Here is a 23,981-nt window from a genome sequence, read left to right as displayed (position 1 = left end):
GCTTGCTCATACGCGTGCACAAAGCTGCCCACAAGGGTTGTCAGGCTCGGGCGGCGAGGTTCAAACTGCGGCCTTTGTCGCGGGCGGCCTACAGGCTGCCAAGCTTACAAGCCGGAGTACAGACTCCTGGCTCACTGACCTTTATAAGGGACCCGAAAATGGAACTGGTTGTAAAAAGCGTTAGCCCCGAAACGTTGAAAACCGCCACCCTCGTGGTCGCTGTCGGCGAAGGCCGCAAGCTCGGCGTTGCCGCCAAGCAACTGGACGAACTGAGCGGCGGCGCCATCAGCGCAGTCCTCAAGCGCGGTGACCTGGCCGGCAAGGTCGGCCAAAGCCTGCTGCTGCAAAGCCTGCCTAATCTTAAAGCCGACCGCGTATTGCTGGTGGGCGTCGGTAAAGAAGCCGAACTGGGCGACCGTCCGTTCCGCAAGATCATCGCCGGCATCCTCAACACCCTCAAGGGCCTGGGCGGCACCGACGCAGCCCTGGCGCTGGACGAGATCGTGGTCAAGGGCCGCGACAGCTACGGCAAGACCCGTCTGCTGGCCGAAAGCCTGCTGGATGGCGGCTACGTCTTCGATCAGTTCAAGAGCACCAAGGCCGAACCCCGCGCCCTGAAGAAAGTCACCTTGCTGACCATCAAGGCCGCCCAGGCTGAAGTCGAACGCGCCGTGACCCACGCCCAGGCCATCGCCGGCGGCATGGCTTTCACCCGTGATTTGGGCAACCTGCCACCGAATATCTGCCACCCGACTTACCTGGGCGAGCAAGCCAAGGCGCTGGGCAAGGAATTCAAGGGCCTGAAAGTCGAAGTCCTGGACGAGAAGAAGATCAAGGAACTGGGCATGGGCTCGTTCTATGCCGTAGGCCAGGGCAGCGACCAGCCGCCACGCCTGATCGTGATGCAATACAACGGCGGCAAGAAGTCCGAGAAGCCATTTGCCCTGGTCGGCAAAGGCATCACCTTCGACACCGGCGGCATCAGCCTCAAGCCGGGCCTGGGCATGGACGAGATGAAGTACGACATGGGCGGCGCCGCCAGCGTGTTCGGCACCCTGCGTGCCGTGCTGGAACTCAAGCTGCCGATCAACCTGGTGTGCATCCTGGCCTGCGCCGAGAACATGCCGAGCGGCGGCGCGACCCGTCCGGGCGACATCGTCACCACCCTCAGCGGCCAGACCGTGGAAATCCTCAACACCGACGCCGAAGGCCGCTTGGTGCTGTGCGACGCCCTGACCTACGCCGAGCGCTTCAAGCCGCAAGCCGTGATCGACATCGCCACCCTGACCGGTGCCTGCGTGGTTGCCCTGGGCGCCCACACATCGGGCCTGCTGGGCAACAACGACGAACTGATCGGCCAACTGCTCAGCGCCGGCCAGGCTGCAGACGACCGCGCCTGGCAACTGCCGCTGTTCGATGAATATCAGGAACAGCTGGACAGCCCGTTCGCCGACATCGCCAACATTGGCGGCCCGAAAGCCGGCACCATCACCGCTGCGTGCTTCCTGTCGCGTTTCGCCAAGAACTTCAACTGGGCGCACCTGGACATCGCCGGCACTGCCTGGACCAGCGGCGGCAAGGACAAGGGCGCCACTGGCCGTCCGGTTCCATTGCTGACCCAGTACCTGCTGGACCGCGCCAAAGCCTGAAACTGACGACCCCGGGGCGGCGATTCCAACGCCGCCCCGACCGTAGCAGCTGCCGAGCCCCGGCGAGGCTGCGTCAGCGGAGTATCTGACACACCGCAACGCAGCCTCGCTCAGGCTCGACAGCTGCTACGGGGTTTTCGTGGTGGTCGATCAGACAGTATTTACACATGCGGCGCGGCTATCAGGACCCCCAATGACCCAAGTCGACTTCTATATATTGCCCAGCGCCGATCCTTCCGCGCGCCTGGACTTTGCCTGCAAGCTCACCGAAAAAGCCTGGCGCATGGGCCACCGCATCTACCTGCACTGCAGCGATGCCGCCCAGCGTGATGACCTCGACGCCCGCCTGTGGCGCTTCAAGGGCGAAAGCTTCGTGCCCCACGGTCCCGCCGAATCAGAGCCGGAAGGCCTGGTAGTACTGGGTTTGGGCGATAACTGTGGCGATCACACAGACCTGCTGGTCAACCTCGACCTGAAAGTACCGGCCTTCGCCAAGAGTTTCGCCCGTGTGGCGGAAGTGGTGGTGGAAGACCCGGCTATTCGTCAGGCCGCACGGGAGAGTTTCCGTTTCTACCGTGAACAGGGCTATTCTCTGCAAGATCACCGGCTACAACGACTTTGAGCACATGATGGACACTCCAAACCCGCTAAAAGACCCTGACCACCTGCTGGACGACCTTGAGTCGATCCGCAAGCTGCTCGGTGATGATGACCTGCAACCGCCGCTGCTGACCGATGCGGTCAACGGTGACGTACAAATTCCCTTGCTGTTCGATATGATCGGTGGCAAGCCTGTTGCGCCGGACCCTGTCGAAACGCCCGTGGAGCAAGCCGCACCCGCACCCGCGCCGGCGGTTGCCGTGCCTGCCGCGGAGAAAGCGCCCGACGCCCTGCTGCTGCACTTGGACAACGAACTGCGCGCTGCTGCGCAACTGATCATGCAAGACGTGATCGACGATTTTGCCCCGCATATCGAAACCGAGATCAAGCGCCGACTGGATGCGCGCATGGAGCGGTTGTTGAGCCAGTACCAATCCTGACCGGTAAAAGATCAGAGCGGTTTTGAATTCAAGACCGCTCATCGAAACTGTTATTTCTAACAGTAGATTCAACCCGTTTCTGCGAGAGAAAGTGGCAACAGCCTCTTAACTCTTCAGGAGAAACGGCATGAGCGCACCAACAGTTTTCTCGCCGATCACAAAAATCTTTCCACAAAACAGACCGATTTTTCTGGGGAAGGGGGCACCAGGTACCGAAATTACTGTGTGTCAGAGCAACACCGGGATCGGCCTGGCGAAAACCATAGCCGACACAAATGGCAGTTGGCTGGTTCGGTCAGCGGTAGAGCTGCCGGCCGGCATATACGCCTTCACTGCTTATACAACGTCAACTGGCGAATACGCGGCGAACACCAATGTTTGTATCGAGGCGAATGTTCAGCCTCCAACGCCAAGCCCCCCCATAGTACCTCCTACAGATACGATCACCCCTTCAGTGCCTCCGATTACTCCTTCGGTGCCTCCAGTCACCGGTGGCACCCTGCCCTACGGCAGTGCTCCCATTGTCGACAGTCCCGCCAACAACGAACACCTGACGACTCGACAGCCGCAGCTCTCGGGCAGGGCCGCCCCCAATACGGATATCTATGCGTACGGCAAAGACTACAACCCGGCGTATGGCAACGTAAAAGCAGACGCCAATGGCAATTGGCGTCTCCCGCCGACGCAGGACCTGAGACTTGAACCTGACGGTACCGCTGTGGTGATAGTGGCTCAACTCGCCAGCGACGGCGCTGGCTGGGCGTCACCTTGGACGACGGTGACCTATAACCTTTCCGCACCAACCAGCTCAGCCCTGCCCTACGGCAGCGCTCCCATTGTCGACAGTCCCGCCAACAACGAACGCCTGACGACTCGACAGCCGCAGCTCTCAGGCAGGGCCGCTCCCAGTACGGATATCTATGCGTATGGCAAAGACTACAACCCGGCGTATGGAAACGTAAAAGCAGACGCCAATGGCAATTGGCGTCTCCCGCCGACGCAGGAGTTGAGGCTTGAGCCTGACGGTACCGCTGTGGTGATAGTGGCTCAACTCGCCAGCGACGGCGCTGGCTGGGCGTCACCTTGGACGACGGTGACCTATAACCTTTCCGCACCAACCAGCTCAGCCCTGCCCTACGGCAGCGCTCCCATAGTCGACAGTCCTGCCAACAACGAACACCTGACGACTCGACAGCCGCAGCTCTCAGGCAGGGCCGCCCCCAATACGGTTATCTATGCGTACGGCAAAGACTACAACCCGGCGTATGGCAACGTAAAAGCAGACGCCAATGGCAATTGGCGTCTCCCGCCGACGCAGGAGCTGAGGCTTGAGCCTGACGGTACCGCTGTGGTGATAGTGGCTCAACTCGCCAGCGACGGCGCCAGCTGGGCGTCGCCATGGGCAACCGTGACCTATAACTTCTGAGCCGCCCGCCGTCACGCCATCACGCCATCACGCTCGTACTATCCCATGAGCAGGATGGCGTGACGTGCTACAGAACAGAGATGACTTCCCCCCTCATCATCACCTGGCTCTACGCCCATAGGCACATCCCCGCTATACTCACCGGCTTTTCTTCAGCAAATGCCAATAGGGTCCCGCCGCGCATGGATAAGACCTACCAGCCGCACGCCATTGAAACTTCCTGGTACAACACCTGGGAGTCCGAGAATTATTTCGCCCCGCAAGGCGCGGGCGATGCCTACACCATCATGATTCCGCCACCGAACGTCACTGGCAGCCTGCACATGGGCCATGGCTTCAACAATGCGATCATGGATGCCCTGATTCGTTTCCGCCGCATGCAGGGTCGCAACACCCTGTGGCAGCCAGGTACCGACCACGCCGGTATCGCCACCCAGATGCTGGTGGAACGCCAACTGGAAGCCACTGGCCAGAACCGTCACGACCTGGGTCGCGAGAAATTCCTGGAGAAAATCTGGGAATGGAAGGATCAGTCCGGCGGCAACATCAGCCGTCAGATCCGTCGCCTGGGCTCGTCCGTCGACTGGAGCCGCGAGCGCTTCACCATGGACGACGGCCTGTCGGAAGCTGTGAAAGAAGCCTTCGTGCGCCTGCATGAAGACGGCCTGATCTATCGCGGCAAGCGCCTGGTCAACTGGGACACCAAGCTGCACACGGCAATTTCCGACCTTGAAGTGGAAAACCACGACGAGAAAGGTTTCCTGTGGAACCTCAAGTACCCGTTGGCTGACGGCGCCAAGACCGCCGAAGGCAATGATTACCTGATCGTCGCCACCACCCGTCCGGAAACCATGCTTGGCGACGCCGCCGTCGCGGTTAACCCTACCGATGAGCGCTACCAGGCGCTGATCGGCAAGTTCGTTGAGCTGCCGCTGGTTGGCCGTCGCATCCCGATCATCGCGGACGATTACTGCGACCCTGAATTCGGCACCGGCTGCGTAAAAATCACCCCGGCCCACGATTTCAACGACTACGAAGTCGGCAAGCGCCACAACCTGCCGCTGCTGAACATCTTCGACAAGAACGCCGCTGTGCTGCCGGCCTGCCAGGTGTTCAACCTCGACGGCACGCTGAACGAAAGCATCGACGGCAAGATCCCGGCTGAATACGCGGGCCTCGACCGTTTTGAAGCGCGCAAGCAGATCGTTGCGGCCTTCGACGCCGCGGGCCTGCTGGTAAGCGTCGACGACCACGCCCTGAAAGTGCCGAAAGGCGACCGTTCCGGCACCGTCATCGAGCCTTGGCTGACCGACCAGTGGTACGTGTCTACCAAACCTTTGGCTGAGCCGGCAATTGCCGCCGTGGAAGACGGCCGCATCGCGTTCGTGCCCAAGCAGTACGAAAACATGTACTTCTCGTGGATGCGTGACATCCAGGATTGGTGCATCAGCCGTCAGCTGTGGTGGGGCCACCGGATTCCGGCCTGGTACGACGAGTCGGGCAAGGTCTACGTTGGCCGCGACGAAGCCGAAGTTCGTGCCAAGCACAACCTCGGCCCGGACGTGGCGCTGCAACAGGACAACGACGTACTGGACACCTGGTTCAGCTCGGGCCTGTGGACGTTCTCCACCTTGGGCTGGCCGCAACAGACCGAATTCCTGAAGAAATTCCACTCCACCGACGTACTGGTCACCGGTTTCGACATCATTTTCTTCTGGGTTGCCCGGATGATCATGCTCACAATGCACTTGGTGAAAAACGAAGACGGCACGCCGCAGGTACCGTTCAAGACCGTGTACGTCCACGGCCTGGTGCGTGATGGCCAGGGCCAGAAGATGTCCAAGTCCAAGGGCAACGTCCTGGACCCGCTGGACATCATCGACGGCATCGACCTGGAAACCCTGGTGCAGAAACGCACCTCGGGCCTGATGCAGCCGAAACTGGCGAAGAAGATCGAGAAGCAGACCCGCGACGAGTTCGCCGATGGCATCGCCAGCTACGGCACCGACGCCCTGCGCTTTACCTTCTGCTCGCTGGCGTCCACCGGTCGCGACATCAAGTTCGACATGGGCCGCGTCGAGGGCTATCGCAACTTCTGCAACAAGATCTGGAATGCCGCGCGCTACGTGTTGGATAAAGGCGAAGACTGCGGCCAGAACGGCGAGGCCATCGAGCTATCCCTGGCGGATCGCTGGATCATCTCCCAGTTGCAGCGCACCGAAGCCGAAGTGACCCGTCAACTCGACCAGTTCCGCTTCGACCTGGCGGCACAGGCCTTGTACGAGTTCATCTGGAACCAGTATTGCGACTGGTACCTGGAACTGTCCAAGCCCGTGCTGTGGGACGAGAACTCGCCGATCGAACGTCAGCGCGGCACCCGTCACACCCTGGTGCGCGTACTGGAAGTGGCGTTGCGCCTGGCGCATCCGTTTATGCCTTTCATCACCGAAGAAATCTGGCAGCGCATCGCGCCGCTGGCGGGCAAAGACGGCAAGACCATCATGCTGCAACCTTGGCCGGTGGCCAACGAAGCCCGCATTGATGAGGCGGCCGAAAGCGATATCGAGTGGCTCAAGACCCTGATGATGGGTACGCGCAACATCCGCGCCGAGATGAACATCGGTCCGGGCAAGCCACTGGCCGTGTTCGTGAAAAACGCCAGCGCCGAAGATCAGCGTCGCCTCACCGAGAACGACGCGCTGCTCAAGAAGCTGGCGAAGCTGGAGTCGATCACCGTATTGGCCGCTGGCGCCGAAGCACCGCTGTCCGCCACCGCACTGGTTGGCGAGATGGAAGTGCTGGTGCCGATGGCCGGCCTGATCGACAAAGGTGCCGAACTGGCGCGCCTGGACAAGGAAATCCTGCGCCTGCAAGGCGAAGTGCAGCGGGTGGGCGGCAAGCTGTCCAACGCCGCCTTCGTCGACAAGGCCCCGGCTGAAGTTATCGACAAGGAACGCGCCAAACTGGCTGAAGCTGAACAGGCTTTGGGCAAGCTGGCGGAGCAGCACGCGCGTATCTCCAGCCTGTGAGGTAGCTGAATCTACGGAAAAACCGAATGCCAAGACAGATCAATCATTTGATCTGGTCTTGGCATTTTTGGTTTGTGCCGGACGCTGAGCGTTTCCAACATGTGCCCTACAAACGATAGACAAACTAAATAACATAGCAATTACTTCGATCAGTTATAAAAAACTGTCAACTATGACAGTAGAGGGCTCCCGCTTGTCCTCGTAGTATGAAAACAGCCACATTAAATTTCAAACGAAGAAATATGGCTAGCTTTCATTTTCACTCAAGCGAGGCGAATGTCATGACCACCCAGACCGAAGCGTATCAACTCTTTGATACCTTAAGCCCCATGATTCATGGTGTAGCTCAACAGTCGGGAAAGTTCCATACTTACATCCCCATCGCCCAGCTGAAAGGCAACAACGGGCTAGGCCCGACTCTTGACATCAACCTGTTCTATTCACCGGAACTACAAGACCTGACTTTTGTAAATTGGAGCATGCGCCTAAGTCACTACCTACTATGGAGTCCAACCAGCCTAAGCCGGACCACATCAATAATGTATTTATCCAGAGGAGAAGCATGGTCCTTTTCTGAAAACGAATTTAAAGGCACACCCAACTTTACCGTCAACTTTCCCGATGGCGGCTCCAATACCATGAAAGTCATTTGGAAGGACGGAACCGTAGAAGTTCTTGAGAGACACATAAGCACATTGATTGTGCCGGATCCGCTCAACAACCGAGAAGATGCGATCTATTACATCCTTAAAAAAGTGATTACTCCTACAGGTCACGCGCTCACGCTCAATTGGGAAGACTATAAGCAATTAGGTCCCTCCGGCCTCGTTGATTGGGACATTCCACGCCTCACCTCCGTCTCGGATGATTCGCAGGTATTATTAAAGATTGCCTACCCAGACCACAACAGGTCCTCCACCGATGCGAATTACACACGCCGGCCTGTGGTTGATGGAACCGTGACCTTCACCGTATATCCTGATACAGCGCAAAGTTATTCATATGACTTTCAGATCACTACGGCAGGCTTGGTAAAATCAGCCAAAAACGGGACAGTCGACGTGGCTCGGTACAGCTACGAACCGGTAAACCCAATACCTGGATCAATCCAGATATCCAGGATTAACCAAATATCACGCGACTCTGGCCTGAACGACACCCTGAGCTACTCTGCCGACAAACAAAAAATATCCCAACATACTAAAACCTTCAACTCACAGCCTTATACCGATAAAACTTATACGTTCACTGACGGCAAAACCACTGTCATCGACAGTGCCACTTCTGAGAAAACAGAATTCTACTTTGATAATAACCAACGCCAATTCAAAGAGGTCCAGACCTCCGGCAGCAACACCAAAACGGTAGAGTCCGACATTTCAAATACCGACACTTCATTTACGTCTACCACTCGTACTACCTTCACAGACAAAGCAGGGCAGTCCCGCACAGAATCCAGCACGATAACGATGGATACTCTTGGGAACCCACTCAGCCGAACAGAAAATGATGTCACTACTGAATGGACCTATTATCAGGGTGCGCCCAGGTTAGAGATATTAGTCCGAAAGGAAACATATACAGACCCGAATGCGAGTGCCGGAGACTGGATCGGCGACTATGTTAATCCTATCGGATGGGGCGGCCTGCTTTTCGGCAATTCAGGGCTTACTTGGGGAACTCAGGAAATACGTACCACCATTGCACATCGCACCCCCACGACAACTACAACCCAGACCGCGAATCTGCCCGTGAATGTGAGCTGCCCAGGCGACTCCAACTACTTCAAGGTCTTCATCGAATCCGAAAAGGTCTATACCACACGCAATGGCCAACGGCTCGATTTGCAGTGGACGTTCTACGGTTACGGTGACGTACCGGTAAGGGGCTCTGAGGTCAGAGGACCCACCGTCAAACCCACTATTAAATTGACCATTTTCAATCCTGTAGGAGACCCAGCAGGCAGGCTCAACGCTTGGCAAAATGGCAGCATGACGGTAGAAGAGACCCGTTATAACGAGGACGTAAATTCAATACATCACGGACGAGTAAGCGCCACCACCCAACGTATTCTGGACTCGTCTGGCAAGACGGTTGCCAACTCCACGATCAGCACCCGTTTCGATTACACACTCACCGGTAATGAACTGACCACCGCAACTCGAGTGACCCCGGGGAATTCGCCAGAAATCACCACTGAAGAGACGCGCCTGACTCTTTTCGACCGACTTCTGTCCTCCAGCGATACCCTAGGCAACACCACTGATTACAAGTATGACGCTCTAGGACGCGTGACCGAGCAGACAAGCTATGCGGACGACACATCAAAAATCACGACAGGATTTACTTACAGCGATTCAAATTCATCGGCACATAACACCGTTACCCGAACCAGCACACTCGGAGAACAAACCCGCGAGACTCTTGATCAACTCGGGCGGAAGATTCAAAGTGAAAGACTGCACTCGGATGAACGTAGATGGCTGACAATGGCCACGATGACCTACGACATCAGGAACCGTGAAAGTACGATCACCGAACATGACTACCGTCCGGACGGCTCGATTTTTCTAAGTCGCACGCGCAATTTGAGCTACGACGACTGGGGCGCTATCTCCAAAATAGAATGGGTTGGCGGCGTGACCCAGGGGTTCGACTATGATCCAGTGACACTGCAACAGTCCCAGTGGATAAATTACGGAACACGTCATGTTGCGAGCACTACGACACGGCGTGATGATGGCGGTGGAGTGCAACGATTTGAAACCCATCTGCATGCCAATGGCCAACTGACGCACTCTTACAGCAGTACTTACGATGCACTGGGGCGCTTGTCACAGGAGTCCTCATCCAACGCCCCTGATCGCCTGTACACCTATGACGCTTTTGGCAGACTGACGCGCATTACCGCCGCAGGTGAGACCACCGTCAACGAATATCCACCCCATACCCTCTCGGCTACGGCGAGCGCTGCTCGTCTCGAGTCAGCCGGCCAGAGCATCACATTGGGCACACGAACAGTAGATAGCATGGGTCGCGTGGTCCAATCGACCATTGGTGGGCGGACGACGAGCTTTACTTACCAAGACGCTTCCGAATGGTCGAAAGCCAGCGTTGTACGAGCCAGCGAGTCTACTCAACCCATTCCGGTTACTCTAAATGCGGACTATGACGTAACACGCAACCTCGCCACCGAAACCATCACCGGTGGTATCGAACGTAACAGTAACTCAGCCACCAGTTCCGTGACATATACCCGCTCACTGCGCGGAATACTCCTGAGTGAGACAGACGCATTTGGCAATACCACAACACAGAGCTACGACACTCAAGGACGCGTGATCAGGGCAAGCAGCGCTAATGCAACAACTAACCTCCTTTATGACGAGAACGGCCGACTGTCGACTGAAACGGTTACTGCCATAGCGGTTGGTCGAGCGGTACTCACGCGTTATACGTACGATGACACTGATCGAGAGATTGAGCGCACGTTCGAGTCCTCCGGTTTCAAGACACTCAGGCTCACTCAAAGCTATGGAGGAACTAATCAGATCGCCAGCATGGCACTGTATGAAGACGGCACACTTTTGCGCGAAGAAACCTTTGGTTATGACGCCCAAGGTCGACTGGCGTCCTATACATGTCAAGGACCGCGCAAACCGGTAACGCCCGAAGGTCTGGTGCTGGATCGGCAGTCATTTACCTATGACTTGGCCGGCAACCTGAAACAATGCGACAACACGGCAAACGGCCGTATGTTCCCGGATGTTTACCAGTATTCAACAACAGACCCGAATCAGTTAATCAGTGTCACCCGCTGGAAACCCGATTCTACTTCTCAGATATTTACGTTCACCTACGACCGCGAGGGCTATCTGAGCGGTGGCGCCAGCGGCACGCTTAAATACGCTGCCGGTGGGCGCCTGGGCAACTTGAACTTGGCGAAAGGTTCTTATGATTATTCCTATAATAATATTGGCCAGATCGTCGGATGCGCAGGCCCTGACTATTACGACTTTTTCTACTATCAGGGCGACTTTCAATATGCCCGCAAAGGCGTCATAAACATTCAGGGGCAGTTGCATAACAGGCTGTCTGTTCTGCTGAACAAGAGCAGCGCCTGCTTGTTGCAGCAAAATACGCTTGGCGTTTCCGCAGGAGCTGCGACCGTCAGCTATTCCTTCGAAATCAGAGATATCAAAGGTACAGTCATTGCCAGCCTAAACACACTCGATAATAGCTCGTCATTATTTTCCTATACGCCATTCGGGTACAGGCCTCATGACTGGCAGCACCACAGTTGGATCGGTTTCAACGGTCAACCCATCGACCGTGTCAACGGCAATTACCATCTGGGCAACGGGACAAGGGTTTATAACCCCGAAACTCAGAACTTCCAGTCCCCGGATACCTTGAGCCCCTTTGGCCAAGGAGGAGCCAACACACGCAGCTACTGCCACAACGACCCGGTAAACTATAGCGACCCAAGCGGGAGATCAGAAATCTTCAATCAGGAGGTTGTTATCACTCATCCTGGGGGCATGTGGGATCGCATCGGGGTAGGCATAGTCACAGCCGCAGTCATAGGAATAATAGGTGTTGTTGCGGCGCCCTTTACAGGAGGCGCATCGATTGGTTGGGCAATAGTCGCAACTGGGCTTGCAATCACTTCCGCCGGGTTCGGCATAGCAGCAGTAGCCATCCAGGAAAGCGACCCAGCGTTGTCTGGTATTTTTGGCTGGGTTTCATTCGGGACGGGAATTGCAAGCGGAGTAACTGCTGTCACAGGCGCTGTAGCAGCGGCTCGGACGGCTGCGCAAGCAGCGGCACGAGTTACGCCATATATTAGCTCAAGGCCGGCGACCCCTATCTGGGAAAGAACCGTACAGCAAGTCCTCCCTCGTAGAGGGAACTTACCTCCTGGCGTGTCCCAGAGCGGCACTGTCAATGCTTCTGTTCTGGGAACTCCCGTAAGCTCCACTTATGAAATTTACAGCGGCGGCCAGAACGCTAACATCTTGTTCATTGACGCCCATGGCTTTGCGATGGAAAGCCAGTATAAACTCCCCCCTATGCCCAATACCGAGTTCCAATTCCGCTCCGCAGTCGGCGTCAAAGCTGCCGATGTTAAATCCAGTTGGCAGACGAGAATAACGGGAACCACCCCCTATCGGTACGCACCTGGCGCGACAGATATTCCGAACTATATACTTGACGAATTTACAATTACCGAACATATGTCTATAGGCGCACTGACATCCAATTATAAAACTCAATTAGAAACAATGGCCAAGCTACTGAATGCCGACATCGTACGACCAACCAGTACAGTATTATTAGGAGATCTTCTTGATGAACTTGCTACTCAAGGTTTTACCTACGACCGTATTGTCGGAAACTTCTGCCGCGGAACGATGCCATATAACACCCCGCCCTTGATTCAAAGCTTCAGACGAGCCTTCGGTTGGTACTGACCCAAGCACACGACCGGGATGCTTTTTTTGAGCATTCCGGCCTTTGAATTTTCAATTCGAGGTACTTTTCAACACCACATACCAATTTGGGAGTCCGATTTATGTGTGACAATACCCGCCACTTTTGAAACAAACGCAGAATCGACGCAGCCCATGACCGCCCCCAGCACACCCAAAGCACCGCGCAAGAAGCCTAAATCCACCACGCCGGCCAAGCCCGTCGTTCCGCGCAAAGAGGCCACCTTGCATCCGCGTAACCGCCACCAGGGCCGTTACGACTTCCAGGCGCTGATCAAGACCACGCCGGAACTGGCGCAATTCGTGATCATCAACCCGTACGGCAAGGAAAGCATCGATTTCGCCAGCCCCGACGCGGTGCGGGTGTTCAACCGGGCGTTGCTCAAGGCGTTCTACGGCATCAATCACTGGGACATCCCGGCTGATTACCTGTGCCCACCGGTCCCGGGCCGTGCCGACTACGTGCACTTCCTCGCCGACCTGCTGGCCAGCGTCAACGAAGGCGTGATTCCCCGTGGCGCGCCGGTGAAGGTGCTCGACATCGGCATGGGCGCCAACTGCGTCTACCCGTTGATCGGCTACAGCGAGTACCGCTGGAATTTCCTCGGTTCGGAAGTCGACCCGACGGCCGTGGCTGCCGCCAAGGCGATCGTGCAGTCCAACGGGCTGAACAAGGCCATCCAGCTGCGCCAGCAAACCAATCCCAAGCAGATCCTGCTGGGCCTGCTGGAGCCGGGCGAGCGTTTTGACCTGACCATGTGCAACCCGCCCTTCCACGCCTCCATGGATGAAGCGACCAAGGGCAGCGAACGCAAATGGCGCGCACTGGGCAAGGCTGATCCGAAGCGCAAGTTGCCGGTACTGAACTTCGGTGGCCAGTCGGCGGAATTGTGGTGTGAAGGCGGTGAAGCGCGGTTTGTGACGCAGCTAATCGCTGAAAGCGCGCATTTCCAGCACAAAGTGCTGTGGTTCAGCACCTTGGTGTCGAAGGCCTCAAACCTGCCGGCGATCCAGACTGCGCTGAAAAAGGCCGGTGTACTGGAAAGCCAGGTGGTGGAGATGTCCCAGGGCCAGAAGCAAAGCCGCTTCGTCGCCTGGACTTTCCAGACCCCGAGCGAACAACAGGTGTGGCGCCAGCGTTGGGCGCGTAAAGACTGATAAATCGCAGGCAACAAAAAACCGTGCCCGGATCGCTCCGGAGCACGGTTTTTTTGCTGCGTCTTACTTGTTAACAGCGTCGGTCAGGCTTTTTGCCACAACCAGCTTGATAACTTTCTTGGCAGCGATTTCGATGGCAGCGCCAGTCGAAGGGTTACGGCCAGTACGGGCAGGACGCTCGGTCACTTTCAGTTTGCCAACGCCTGGCAGAGTGATTTCGCCGCCGTTTTCCAGCTGATCAGCAACGATCTGGCTCAGTTGTTCAATCACTGCACGCACTTGAACTTTGGTGGCGCCAGTGGATTCAGCCAGATCAGCGATCAGTTGGTCTTTAGTAATAGCCATTGTGGTGTTCCTTCCCTATCAAATTCATTTGGATTGCAGAGTGCAGTGTCAGCCATCGAGCCCTGCCATCAAGGCCTGGCACCCAAGGGCTATAACCACGAAGATCGGGGTTATAGATACCTGAAACCGGGTTTGGTTCGACCTGACAAATGCTGAATGCACGCTTAACGCCCAGACTGCGCGTAAGACGGGGCAAAACTAGCACAGAGACGGGGAAATATCCGCCTCAACATACCCATTTGGTCAGCTTTATCGCTCTAAACCGTGAAAAAAAGGCATATGGCCCGTCGGATAGCGCTCAAAACGCCCTCCGAACAGCGCCATCCCCAGCGGGTGCGGTACACTGGCGACTTTTTCCGGGAGCCCGACCACTCCCCTTCAACCAGCCGAGAAGCCCATGCCGATCCGTCATTGCATCGTCCACCTGATCGACAAAAAACCCGACGGCACCCCCGCAGTTCTCCATGCCCGCGACTCCGAGCTTGCCGAGTCGGCCGCGATCGAGAACATGCTTGCCGACCTCAACGAGAGCTACAACGCCAAACAAGGCAAGGCCTGGGGCTTTTTCCATGCCGAGTCCGGCGCGCATCCGTTCAGTGGCTGGTTGAAGGAATATTTCGACGGCGGCAAGGATTTCACCGCGTTCAGCCGCATTGCGGTGGAACACCTGCAGAAGCTGATGGAGGAGTCCAACCTCTCCACCGGCGGCCACGTGCTGTTTGCCCACTATCAACAGGGCATGACCGATTACCTGGCGATCGCCCTGCTGCACCACAGTGAAGGCGTGGCAGTGACCGATCAGTTGGACGTGACGCCGTCACGCCACCTCGACCTTGGCCAACTGCACCTCGCCGCGCGGATCAACGTGTCCGAGTGGCAGAACAACAAGCAGTCCAAGCAGTACATCTCCTTTATCAAGGGCAAGAATGGCAAGAAAGTCTCGGAGTACTTCCGCGACTTTATCGGCTGCCAGGAAGGCGTCGACGGCCCGGGCGAGACCCGCACCCTGCTCAAGGCCTTCAGCGACTTCGTCGAAAGCGAAGACTTGCCGGACGAGTCCGCCCGCGAGAAAACCAAGACCCTGGTGGACTACGCCAGCAGCCAGGCCAAGCTCGGCGAGCCAATGGGCTTGGAAGAGCTGTCTGGGTTGATCGATGAAGATCGGCCAAAAGCCTTCTACGATCACATCCGCAACAAGGACTACGGCCTGTCGCCGGAAATCCCGGCAGATAAACGCACTCTGAACCAGTTCCGTCGCTTCACGGGGCGCGCCGAAGGCTTGTCCATCAGCTTTGAAGCGCACCTGCTGGGCGACAAGATCGAATACGACGAAGCCGCCGGCACCTTGATCATCAAGGGCCTGCCAACCCAGTTGACCGACCAGCTCAAGCGTCGCAACTGATGCTGGGCGGGGTTCTGAAGAAAGTCCTGCTGGTGTTGCTGGTGGTGGTGGTTTTCCAGAACTGGGGCAAGATCGAGCGACTGTTCAACCCCTCGCAGGTGGTGCCGGAGCAGACACGCGCGGCAGCGCGCGTAGTGCTGTATTCCACCGAGTGGTGCGGCTACTGCAAACAGATCCGGCGCTTTCTGGATTCCAAGGGGATTCCCTATCAGGCGTTCGATATCGAGAAGGACGCCCAGGCGCGCAAGGCGTACGAGGCGCTGGGTGGCGGCGGGATTCCGTTTGTGGACGTGAATGGCGCGCTGATTCGCGATTACAACCCTGAAGCGATCATGGCCGCGCTGAAGTAAGCCGGCCTGATCCAGTGTGTGGTTTGTGTGGGAGCTGGCTTGCCTGCGATAGCATCACCTCAGTGCAACTGACTGACCGAGGCGCCTGCATCGCGGGCAAGCCCGGCTCCCACAAAAAACCCTTCCCACACAGAAAGGTGTGAGGCTTAGAAATTGGCCTCCAGGGAAACCATCGCCGTACGCTCTTCACCCACGTTGTAATACGCCGAGCTGGCCGCCAGGCCATTCACCGGCGCCGAGTTGAACGACACGGTGCGTGCCGAGCTCAAGTATTCCTTATCAAACACGTTGAGCATCGAGAAGCGCAGCGCGGCCGACTTGAAGACCTTCTTGTCCACCGGCAGGTAGATACCGGCGTTGAGGTCGAACACGGTGCGCCCGGAGATTTTCTCGTTGTTGGTCAAATCGCCGTAGAACGCCCCGACATACTTGCCGGCAATGTTGCCGTAGTAGCGCTTGTCGTCGTAACCAAACACCAGGTTGAGCATGTTTTCCGGCACGTTGGCCAACTGGTTGCCCTTGGTCGGCAACAACACGTTCTTGCTGACAAAGTCGTCCTGCTGCTCGGACTTGGTGTAGGTGTACGACGCGTAGTAGTTGAAGTTGTAAGGCAGCAGACCGCTCCACTCCAGCTCCAGGCCTTTGTTGGTCACATCGCCGACGTTGGCCATCACGTAGTCACCGTTCAAGTCGGTGGTCGACAGCTGGCGATCCTTGAAGGTGATGTAGAACAGGGTGGCGCTCAGCGCCATTTTTTCTTCGGTGTAGCGCCAGCCCAGTTCCTGGTTCCAGCTCAACTCGGGGTTGAGGTTAAGGGAGTCACCCTTGTTGTACAGCACGTAGTTCTGCGGGGTGCGCATGTTGCGGGTGACGTTGTAGAACGCCTGGTTGCTCTCGTCGACCTGGTACTTGGCACTGAAGTTCGGCAGGAACTGATGGTAACGGGCGTTACGCTTTTCCGGCTTGTCGTACAGGCTGCCCAGGTTGTCGCCGTCACGCTCGACGTACTGGTAGGCCAGCCCGCCGACAAAACTCAGGTCTGGCGTGGCTTGCCAGCTGTCCTGCACCCACAGTTTCTGGGCCGGGGTCACGGTGTACTGGTGGCGGCCCTGGACGGTCTTGCCGTTCTTGTCGACCACCTGGCCGCCGCTGTTGTAATCACCCCAGATGTCGTCGGGTGCACCTTCGCTGTTGATCCCGATATACGGCTGGGTCTGGCGCTGGCGAGCGCGCTCGTACCAGTAACCGTAATCCAAGCTGTGTTCCTCGTTGATGTCCCATTTCATTTTGACCGTGACGCCAGGGCGCCAGGTTTCGGTCCACGACGGCCGGTAGTAGTTGGCGGACTGGAGGTTACCCAGGTCGTAGTTACCGGCCTTGTCGGACTTCGGCCCCAGGTTGGTCGCGGTCTGGCCGCTGAAACTGCCGCCGTTGCCCCAGTAGTAGTAAGGCGCAACCGTCAGGGCCAGGTCATCACGCAGGCGCCAGCGCTGGGTGAAGGTGGTCATGACACTTTCGAAGGGGTTGCGGTTGAGCTTGTAGGAAGACGACAGCAAGCCGTTTTTGTAGACCGGGGTTTCCGAGTAATCCAGGCGCCGCCCCTGTTGTTGGAACTGGGCCTTGCTCAGGGTGTTGTAGTTGTAGTTTTCCTGCTTGTTGTACTTCATGGTGAAGTTGCTGGAGTTGCCATTGTCGTCTTCGAACAGCGTGCTCCACTCCACCTTGTCACCGCGCACAGTGCCCTTGCCGCGCCACTTGTCGCCTTCGGTGTGAGAGGCCGAGACCCAGGTCTTGAAGCCGCCCAGGTCGCCGGTGTTGAGCCGTGCGAAGGACTTTGTCAGGTTGTTCGAGCCGATGGATTGTTTGACGAACAAGCCTGGCTCTTTGGTCGGCCGGATCGTGACCATGCCGATATTGCCGCCGCTGGAGCCGATGTGCGGGCCGTCCGCTTCGGAGGAGCCCTGGGTGACAAACACTTCGCCGACGTTTTCCGGATCGCCCAACTGGTTGGCGTACACGCCATAGCTGCCGGAGTCGTTGATCGGCACGCCGTCCATGGAAACCCCGACCTGGTCGGAGTTCATGCCGCGCATGGTGAAGCTGGTGCCGCTCATGCCGCTGGCGTCATCGTTGGATACGTTGATGCCCGGGGTGTACTTGAGCTTGTCGATGGCGTTGGCCGTCGGGGACATTTCGTCCATGGCTTCCTTGGTCACGGTGGACCGGGCCTTGGCGCTTTCTTCCTGAATCATGTGGCCGTTGCCCAGGGTACGTTCGCCGGCGACGTGCACCGAACCGACATCCTGGGAGTCGTCTGCCAGAACCAGCGGCGCAAAGCCGCCCAGGCCCGATGCTAAAAGCAGGGCATAGAGTTTGTTGTAGGTCACGAGTAGATCCCTTACATGCATCTATCTGTTGTTATGGGGGAGGTATTGGCGGTTTTGGCTGGGTGAACAGCGCCGCCAATCTTCCTGACCACCTGCTCAGGAATCCGAGGATCATCCGTGCATCACGTAACGATTTGGTTACAGGTTTTGGCGATTGCGATGAAGGTTAAATGAAAGGTCTACGGACACCGATGTGCCGAGGCATGGGGATCTTCGAGGAAGGAAGGTGCAAGTAATGACAGCGCTACGCTATTGCAGCGTAGCGCTCTGTACCTAGCGCAATACGATCATCCGACCGAGCAGCGTGTGCTGTTCAAACCCCAACACGGCCTGCAGCGCATTGAGCACCGCCTGGGGATCCTTGCTCGGGAAACTGCCACTGACACGCCGAGCGGCGAGGTTGTCATTGAGCAGAAGAATACGACCGGGATAGTAGCGGCCGAGGTCTTGCACTACGTCGGCTAGGGGCGCCTTGTAGTAATTGAGCCAGCCATCGCGCCAGGCCAGGCGCGACTCGCTGTCGACCGCGTGCACCTCATCGGCGACACCATCGGCGTAAGCCACTTGCTGGCCGGCCGTCAGAATCTGCTGCTGACCATACTTCGACGGCGTAACGCCAACCCGGCCGGACAACACCGTCACCTGCGCACCTGCCGGTTGCAGGCGCACCTCAAACTGCGTGCCCAGCACCCGTGCTTCACCGCTACCAGCTTCGACCACGAAGGACTCGCCCGTGTGGGTCACACTGAAAAAGCCGGCGCCACGCCGAAGTTGGATATGGCGCTCACCATGGCTGAAATCCACCGCAATGGCGCTGTCGGCGTCCAGGGTGACCTGGCTTTGATCGGCCAGGGTCACGGTCTTCACCTCACCCGGCGCGGTGACGTAATCCGCGCCGAAATCATCGACCCAGCGCGACGGCTGCCAGCCGGCGCCCATCGAGATCATCAGCATCAGGCAGGCGGCCATGGCCAGGGCGCCAGACCAGCGCCGCACGCTGGAGCGTTTCGAGGTATTCATCGCGCTCAAGTAACCCTGCAACGCCAGGGCATCCTCATCCGCCAACGCTCTGGCCGGTACTTCACTCAATTCCCACAGCACCTGGGCCTGGGCGTAGGCCTCGACATGCGCCGGATCAGCCCGCAGCCAATGGCTGAACGTGGCCTGGTCGCCACTGCTGGGCTGGTCGTGCAACAAACTCAGCCAGGCCAGTGCGGCCTGTTCCTGGTCGGGCGTCGGGGTGACGCGGGCAGTGGCGTTCACGGGGCTTTCCTTGGCGATGGTTCACGAAGGCTGGCCTTGCAGGCTTCGAGGGCACGCATCATATGTTTTTCCACGGCACTTTGGGACAGGCCCATGGCCTTGGCGATCTCCGCGTACTTGCGGCCATGGATGCGGTTGAGCAGGAAAATCTGCCGGGTACGTTCCGGCAAGCTGCGCAGGGCCGCTTCGACATGGCGCAGATCATTGCCCGCCTCCAGCGCGGCCTGGGGCTCGGAGCCCTGGTTATCCTGCTGTTCCGGCAGCCACCCTTCACTGCTGCGCACCCGGGCGCCTTCGCTGCGCAGGTGGTCGATGGCGATATTGCCGGCGCAGCGCAGCAGGTAAGTGCTGAGTTCCTCGACCTGTACCAGTGGCCGGCGCCAGAAGCGCAGGAACAAATCCTGCACCAGGTCTGCCGCCGTCGCACGGCAACCCACCCGGCGACTGACCAACGCTTCCATCTGCGAACGCTGGGACAGGAACACCTGCAGGAAATGCGCACGGCCGCCTGCCGCGTCTGCGTGCTGCTCTTGATGTTCGGGAGGCGTGGTGATCATCAACGGTGGACTCAAAGGGTTGCGAAGGCCGCAACCGGACTGGCCAGCAGGCCGACGCCCGCCAGGATCAAGGCCAGCCTTGGCCGATACGGCAACAGCAACACCAGCAGCAACCCGCTGAGCATCAGCACCGCGCACCACTCCACCAGGCCCTGGCTCCAACCCGTCGCGAGCACCACCGGCCAGATCGAGACGATCAACAGCAACCAGCCGCCCACGCGCAAACCCAGACGCCGACGGGGCGTGGGTTTACTGTGCAGCAGTTCGCCATGGTGCCGGTCCATGGACAGGCACAACGCGCTAAACCCTGCGTAACACAGCAGTAGCGCCAGGAGCATTCAGTTCACCTCGCCCTTGAGGGTCAACGGACGGGCGCGTTCGGCCTTGGGCTGAGGGACACGGCGGTGCTGCATTTTCCAGGCAGCCCAGGCGAGGAACACGCCGCTGCCCAGGCACGTCAGGTCGAAGCCGGCCATCGCCCAATCGCCGTTGGCCAGGGACACCCCCAAATGCTGGGACGTGGTCAGCGCGTTGAGCACCGGTACGCCAATAAACAGCAGCGCGCCCACGCTCAATTGCTCAACCCAGCCGCGGCGCCCCTGGCGGACAATCGCATGCAGAACGCTCAAGCCCCAGGCAATAAAGAAGGCGTGTACTTCCCAGTCCGAGCGCCCGGCAAAGCTTGCCGGTAACAGGCGGTTGGCCCAGAAGAATGCAGCGATGGCAATCATCAAGCCGGACATACTGGCGATATTCAGCACTTCCACCAACCGCAGCTCAAAGGGCATCACACCGGTTTTGGCGTGCTTGAGCTGGCGCTTACCCAGCCACATCACCAGTCCGGTACCGATCATTGCGGTGCCCGCCAGGCCGCAGATGAAATACAGCCAGCGCAATACCGGGCCGGCGAAGTGGCCCATGTGCAAACCGTAGAAGCTGCCACTAATTGCCGCCGGCAGCGACTGCTCGCCGCTGACCCGCAGCAGCTCGCCGGTGGTGCCGTTGAATGAGACAGTGCTGCCAAAGTCGTGCACCACTCGATCCGACCCGGCGCGGAATACATTGACCGAGGCGTTCACATCGCTGGGATTATTCACCACCAGCCGTCCGACATGCCCACCGGCCCATTGCTCACGCGCCTGCTCGTACATCGGCCCCAGCGGCAACAGCTGCCCGGGTTGGCCAAGGGCTGGCGCGTTGTCGGTGGCCGGGAACACATCATTGAAGAACGCACGGGTGTCGTTGCCGTAAGAGGCGAGAATGCTCGCCGGCATCACCATGCTCATGAAAATCACCAGGCTGCTGTAGGTGATCATCAAGTGAAATGGCAACACCAGCACGCCCACGGCGTTGTGCCCGTCGAGCCAGGAGCGCTGGCCCTTGCGCGGGCGGAAGGTGAAGAAGTCCTTGAAGATTTTCTTGTGGGTGATGATCCCGGTGATCAGCGCCACGAACATCACCATCGCGGCGATGGTCGACAGCCAGCGGCCCCACGGATAGGGCATTTGCAGCTGGAAGTGGAAGCGATAGAAGAATTCGCCGCCCATGCTTTCCCGGGCCTGGATCTGCTCGCCGCTGACGGGATCGATGAGTTTTTCGATGAAATTGCCGCGTTTGCCCGGGTCGACCTTGTCTTGCCACATCACCGACAGGCCCGGCTCCCGGCTGCTTGGCAAGGTGATAAACCACCGCGCGGCATTGGGCGCCTGTTGTTGCAGATAGGTTTGGGCGGCGGCCAGGCTACGGGCGTTGTCGACGGGATGCGCCTGCACTTCGGGCTGCATCCAATGGGTAATTTCGTCCTTGAAATAGGACAAGGTGCCCGTCAGGAAAATCGCAAACAGCAGCCAGCCAAAGATCAGCCCGGCCCAGGTGTGCAACCAGGCCATGGCCTGACGGAAGCCCTCTTTCATGTGCGTGCCATCCAGTACGTCAACCCGGCGAACGTGGCCAGCATCGCGCTGGGCAGCAACACGCCGAACCAGGCACGCCAGGCAGTGCGGCAGGCAAAACACCAGATCACCGCCAGCAGATAGAACACAAACGAACTCAGCATGCCGCTGATCACTGCATCGGCGCGGCTGGTGGGCAACCACAACGTCATGCAGACGCTGGCCAGGGACGCCAGCAGGTAACCGCCGACCACAGCCGCCAGTACCCGCGAAGTCACGGCAAGACGGTAGGAAACGGGAAGTGAGGTTTTGCGTTTCATGCACAAGGCGCCAGGTTCGTTAGCGCGCAATATTAATGATAAAGGTTCTCATAAGCAAAAGAGAACGCATCACTGGTAATTGCCGAACCCGCCTATGCGCCCTACAATGAGAACAATTCTTGTTCTCTAAAGCATGCCCATGCTGCCGGAGTGTGCGCGTTGCAGCCGTCCAATACTGTTGAAGTCCTGTACCACGACCATCACCACTGGCTGACCGGCTGGTTGCGACGCAAGCTCGGCTGCCCGGAAAGTGCCGCCGACCTGGCCCAGGACACCTTCATTCGCGTGCTCACCGCACGGGAAACCCCGACGCTGATCGAACCCCGCGCCTTCCTCACCACCATCGCCAAGCGTGTGCTGTTCAACCATTACCGCCGCCAGGACCTGGAGCGCGCCTACCTCGACGCCCTGGCGCAAATGCCCGAGTACACGGCACCGTCGGAAGAAGAGCGGGCAATCATCCTGCAAACCCTGATGGAGCTGGACCAGTTGCTGGATGGCTTGGCGCCCCTGGTTAAACGCGCGTTCCTGCTGGCCCAGCTCGACGGCCTGACCTACGCGCAAATCGGAGCGGAACTGGGGATCTCCATCGCCACGGTCAAGCGCCACCTGAATAAAGCAGCGATGCGCTGCTACTTCGCCCTATGAATTTCTCAACGCAAGTCGCCGAACAAGCGGTGCACTGGCTGTTGGAAATGCAGCAGGGCCCACTCAACCCGCGCAAACAGGCGGCCTGGCAACAATGGCTGGACGCCCATAGCGAACATCAGCGGGCCTGGGAGCAAATCCAGCGAGTGAACCAGCGGTTGCGCGGGATGCCATCACCCCTGGCTCACGCGGCCTTGAATGCACCGAAATCCAACAGTCGCCGCCAGGCCCTGAAGTTGTTGCTGATACTCGGCGCCGGGTCGGCAGCGGCCTGGGGTTTGCGCCAGCAACATATCCTGCCGCCGTTGAGTGCCGACTACCGCAGCCCCATCGGCCAGCGGCGCACGTTCCAGCTGGCCGATGGCAGCCAGTTGCAGCTCAACACCGGCAGTGCGGTGGATGTACATTTTGAGGGTCAGCAACGCTTGATCCGCCTGCTCGAAGGCGAAATCCAGCTGACCGCCAAAACCGGCAACAGCCCGCTGCGGATCGTCACCGCCCAGGGCCTGCTCAGCGCCCAGGCGGCACGGCTGAACGTGCGGCAGTTCAATGATCACACCCTATTGGCAGTGTTCGACGGGCACGTCGACGTCATGCCCAACACCTATAGCGGTTTGCCGCTCTCCGTTGACAAAGCCCATCAGGTCAATTTCACCCGCAAAGGCTGGGACACCGCACGCCCCACCGATGCCGGCAGCGGTGCCTGGGCCGATGGCATGCTGGTGGCGGCCCACATGCGCCTGGAAGATTTCCTCGCCGAACTGAGCCGTTATCGTCGCGGCCAGCTCAACTGCGACCCGCAAGTGGCCAACCTGCTGATTTCCGGCAGCTACCCGCTGGACGACAGCGAGCGAATCCTGGACCTGCTGCAAGTCAGCCTGCCGGTCAAGGTCCGGCGATTTACCCGCTACTGGGTCACCGTCGAAGCCCGTGCCTGAATTATTTTCAAAAACCGTGAGCCGTTTTCCGCACCTCGCGTGACAGAGAAGGAAAGCCACCTTGACCCTTCCTTCTCAGGACCGC

Annotated in this window: 18 protein-coding genes; 11 read left to right on the top strand and 7 right to left on the bottom strand. The window is 58.4% G+C overall.

Annotated elements, in window-relative coordinates:
* Positions 1-158 precede the first annotated feature (158 nt).
* The 7 genes from JFU58_RS14885 (at position 159) to rlmF (ending at position 13,794) form a co-directional block, all read left to right on the top strand.
* Positions 159-1,649, top strand: coding sequence for a leucyl aminopeptidase (locus JFU58_RS14885; protein ID WP_063033053.1), 1,491 nt, complete (start codon positions 159-161; stop codon positions 1,647-1,649).
* Between the two features lie 193 nt (positions 1,650-1,842).
* On the top strand, positions 1,843-2,271 hold the full coding sequence (locus JFU58_RS14880) for a DNA polymerase III subunit chi (RefSeq protein WP_063033054.1): 429 nt from the start codon (positions 1,843-1,845) through the stop codon (positions 2,269-2,271).
* 7 nt (positions 2,272-2,278) lie between these two features.
* Entirely contained in the window at positions 2,279-2,689 is a 411-nt protein-coding gene (locus tag JFU58_RS14875) for a DNA polymerase III subunit chi (RefSeq protein WP_201141242.1), read from the top strand.
* Positions 2,690-2,816: 127 nt separating this feature from the next.
* Positions 2,817-4,115, top strand: coding sequence for a hypothetical protein (locus tag JFU58_RS14870; protein ID WP_201141031.1), 1,299 nt, complete (start codon positions 2,817-2,819; stop codon positions 4,113-4,115).
* Positions 4,116-4,297: 182 nt separating this feature from the next.
* The gene (locus tag JFU58_RS14865; protein ID WP_063033057.1) at positions 4,298-7,144 is read left to right on the top strand and encodes a valine--tRNA ligase; all 2,847 of its coding nucleotides are present in this window, start codon (positions 4,298-4,300) and stop codon (positions 7,142-7,144) included.
* Between the two features lie 281 nt (positions 7,145-7,425).
* Positions 7,426-12,618 carry an RHS repeat-associated core domain-containing protein gene (locus tag JFU58_RS14860; RefSeq protein ID WP_201141030.1) on the top strand — a complete coding sequence of 1,731 codons (5,193 nt, stop codon included), beginning with the start codon at positions 7,426-7,428 and terminating at the stop codon, positions 12,616-12,618.
* A 153-nt stretch (positions 12,619-12,771) separates the two neighbouring features.
* The gene (gene rlmF / locus JFU58_RS14855) at positions 12,772-13,794 is read left to right on the top strand and encodes a 23S rRNA (adenine(1618)-N(6))-methyltransferase RlmF (RefSeq protein ID WP_076017736.1); all 1,023 of its coding nucleotides are present in this window, start codon (positions 12,772-12,774) and stop codon (positions 13,792-13,794) included.
* 63 nt (positions 13,795-13,857) lie between these two features.
* Here the strand turns inward: rlmF and JFU58_RS14850 are convergent, their stop codons facing one another.
* On the bottom strand, positions 13,858-14,139 hold the full coding sequence (locus JFU58_RS14850) for an HU family DNA-binding protein (protein ID WP_017476062.1): 282 nt from the start codon (positions 14,137-14,139) through the stop codon (positions 13,858-13,860).
* A gap of 397 nt (positions 14,140-14,536) precedes the next feature.
* Between JFU58_RS14850 and yejK the strand changes: the two genes are divergently transcribed.
* On the top strand, positions 14,537-15,541 hold the full coding sequence (yejK, locus tag JFU58_RS14845) for a nucleoid-associated protein YejK (protein ID WP_003212745.1): 1,005 nt from the start codon (positions 14,537-14,539) through the stop codon (positions 15,539-15,541).
* Complete coding sequence (locus JFU58_RS14840; RefSeq protein WP_201141029.1) at positions 15,541-15,891, top strand: glutaredoxin family protein; 351 nt, start codon at positions 15,541-15,543, stop codon at positions 15,889-15,891. The genes yejK and JFU58_RS14840 overlap by 1 nt, the downstream gene beginning before the upstream one ends.
* Positions 15,892-16,037: 146 nt before the next feature.
* Here JFU58_RS14840 and JFU58_RS14835 read toward each other — a convergent pair whose 3' ends face one another.
* The 6 genes from JFU58_RS14835 to JFU58_RS14810 form a co-directional block, all read right to left on the bottom strand.
* The gene (locus tag JFU58_RS14835; protein ID WP_201141028.1) at positions 16,038-18,278 is read right to left on the bottom strand and encodes a TonB-dependent receptor; all 2,241 of its coding nucleotides are present in this window, start codon (positions 18,276-18,278) and stop codon (positions 16,038-16,040) included.
* Between the two features lie 273 nt (positions 18,279-18,551).
* Entirely contained in the window at positions 18,552-19,541 is a 990-nt protein-coding gene (locus JFU58_RS14830; RefSeq protein ID WP_177070800.1) for a FecR family protein, read from the bottom strand.
* Positions 19,538-20,101 carry an RNA polymerase sigma factor gene (locus JFU58_RS14825; RefSeq protein WP_063033062.1) on the bottom strand — a complete coding sequence of 188 codons (564 nt, stop codon included), beginning with the start codon at positions 20,099-20,101 and terminating at the stop codon, positions 19,538-19,540. Before JFU58_RS14825 ends, JFU58_RS14830 begins: the two co-directional genes overlap by 4 nt.
* An 8-nt stretch (positions 20,102-20,109) precedes the next feature.
* On the bottom strand, positions 20,110-20,436 hold the full coding sequence (locus JFU58_RS14820) for a DUF3325 domain-containing protein (protein ID WP_201141027.1): 327 nt from the start codon (positions 20,434-20,436) through the stop codon (positions 20,110-20,112).
* Positions 20,437-22,011: a PepSY-associated TM helix domain-containing protein gene (locus JFU58_RS14815; RefSeq protein ID WP_201141026.1), complete on the bottom strand. Its 1,575-nt coding sequence runs from the start codon at positions 22,009-22,011 to the stop codon at positions 20,437-20,439.
* Entirely contained in the window at positions 22,008-22,310 is a 303-nt protein-coding gene (locus tag JFU58_RS14810) for a DUF3649 domain-containing protein (protein WP_201141024.1), read from the bottom strand. Before JFU58_RS14810 ends, JFU58_RS14815 begins: the two co-directional genes overlap by 4 nt.
* A gap of 159 nt (positions 22,311-22,469) precedes the next feature.
* Between JFU58_RS14810 and JFU58_RS14805 the strand changes: the two genes are divergently transcribed.
* Both JFU58_RS14805 and JFU58_RS14800 read left to right on the top strand, forming a co-directional pair.
* Positions 22,470-22,958 carry a sigma-70 family RNA polymerase sigma factor gene (locus JFU58_RS14805; RefSeq protein WP_063033066.1) on the top strand — a complete coding sequence of 163 codons (489 nt, stop codon included), beginning with the start codon at positions 22,470-22,472 and terminating at the stop codon, positions 22,956-22,958.
* Entirely contained in the window at positions 22,955-23,896 is a 942-nt protein-coding gene (locus JFU58_RS14800; RefSeq protein ID WP_093201600.1) for a FecR domain-containing protein, read from the top strand. Before JFU58_RS14805 ends, JFU58_RS14800 begins: the two co-directional genes overlap by 4 nt.
* The last annotated feature ends 85 nt before the right edge of the window (positions 23,897-23,981 follow it).

It is taken from the genome of Pseudomonas sp. TH34, assembly GCF_016650865.1.
Classification (GTDB): domain Bacteria; phylum Pseudomonadota; class Gammaproteobacteria; order Pseudomonadales; family Pseudomonadaceae; genus Aquipseudomonas; species Aquipseudomonas yamanorum.
Note: the sequence above shows the minus strand (reverse complement) of the source record. Positions and strands in the feature narration are given on the sequence as shown.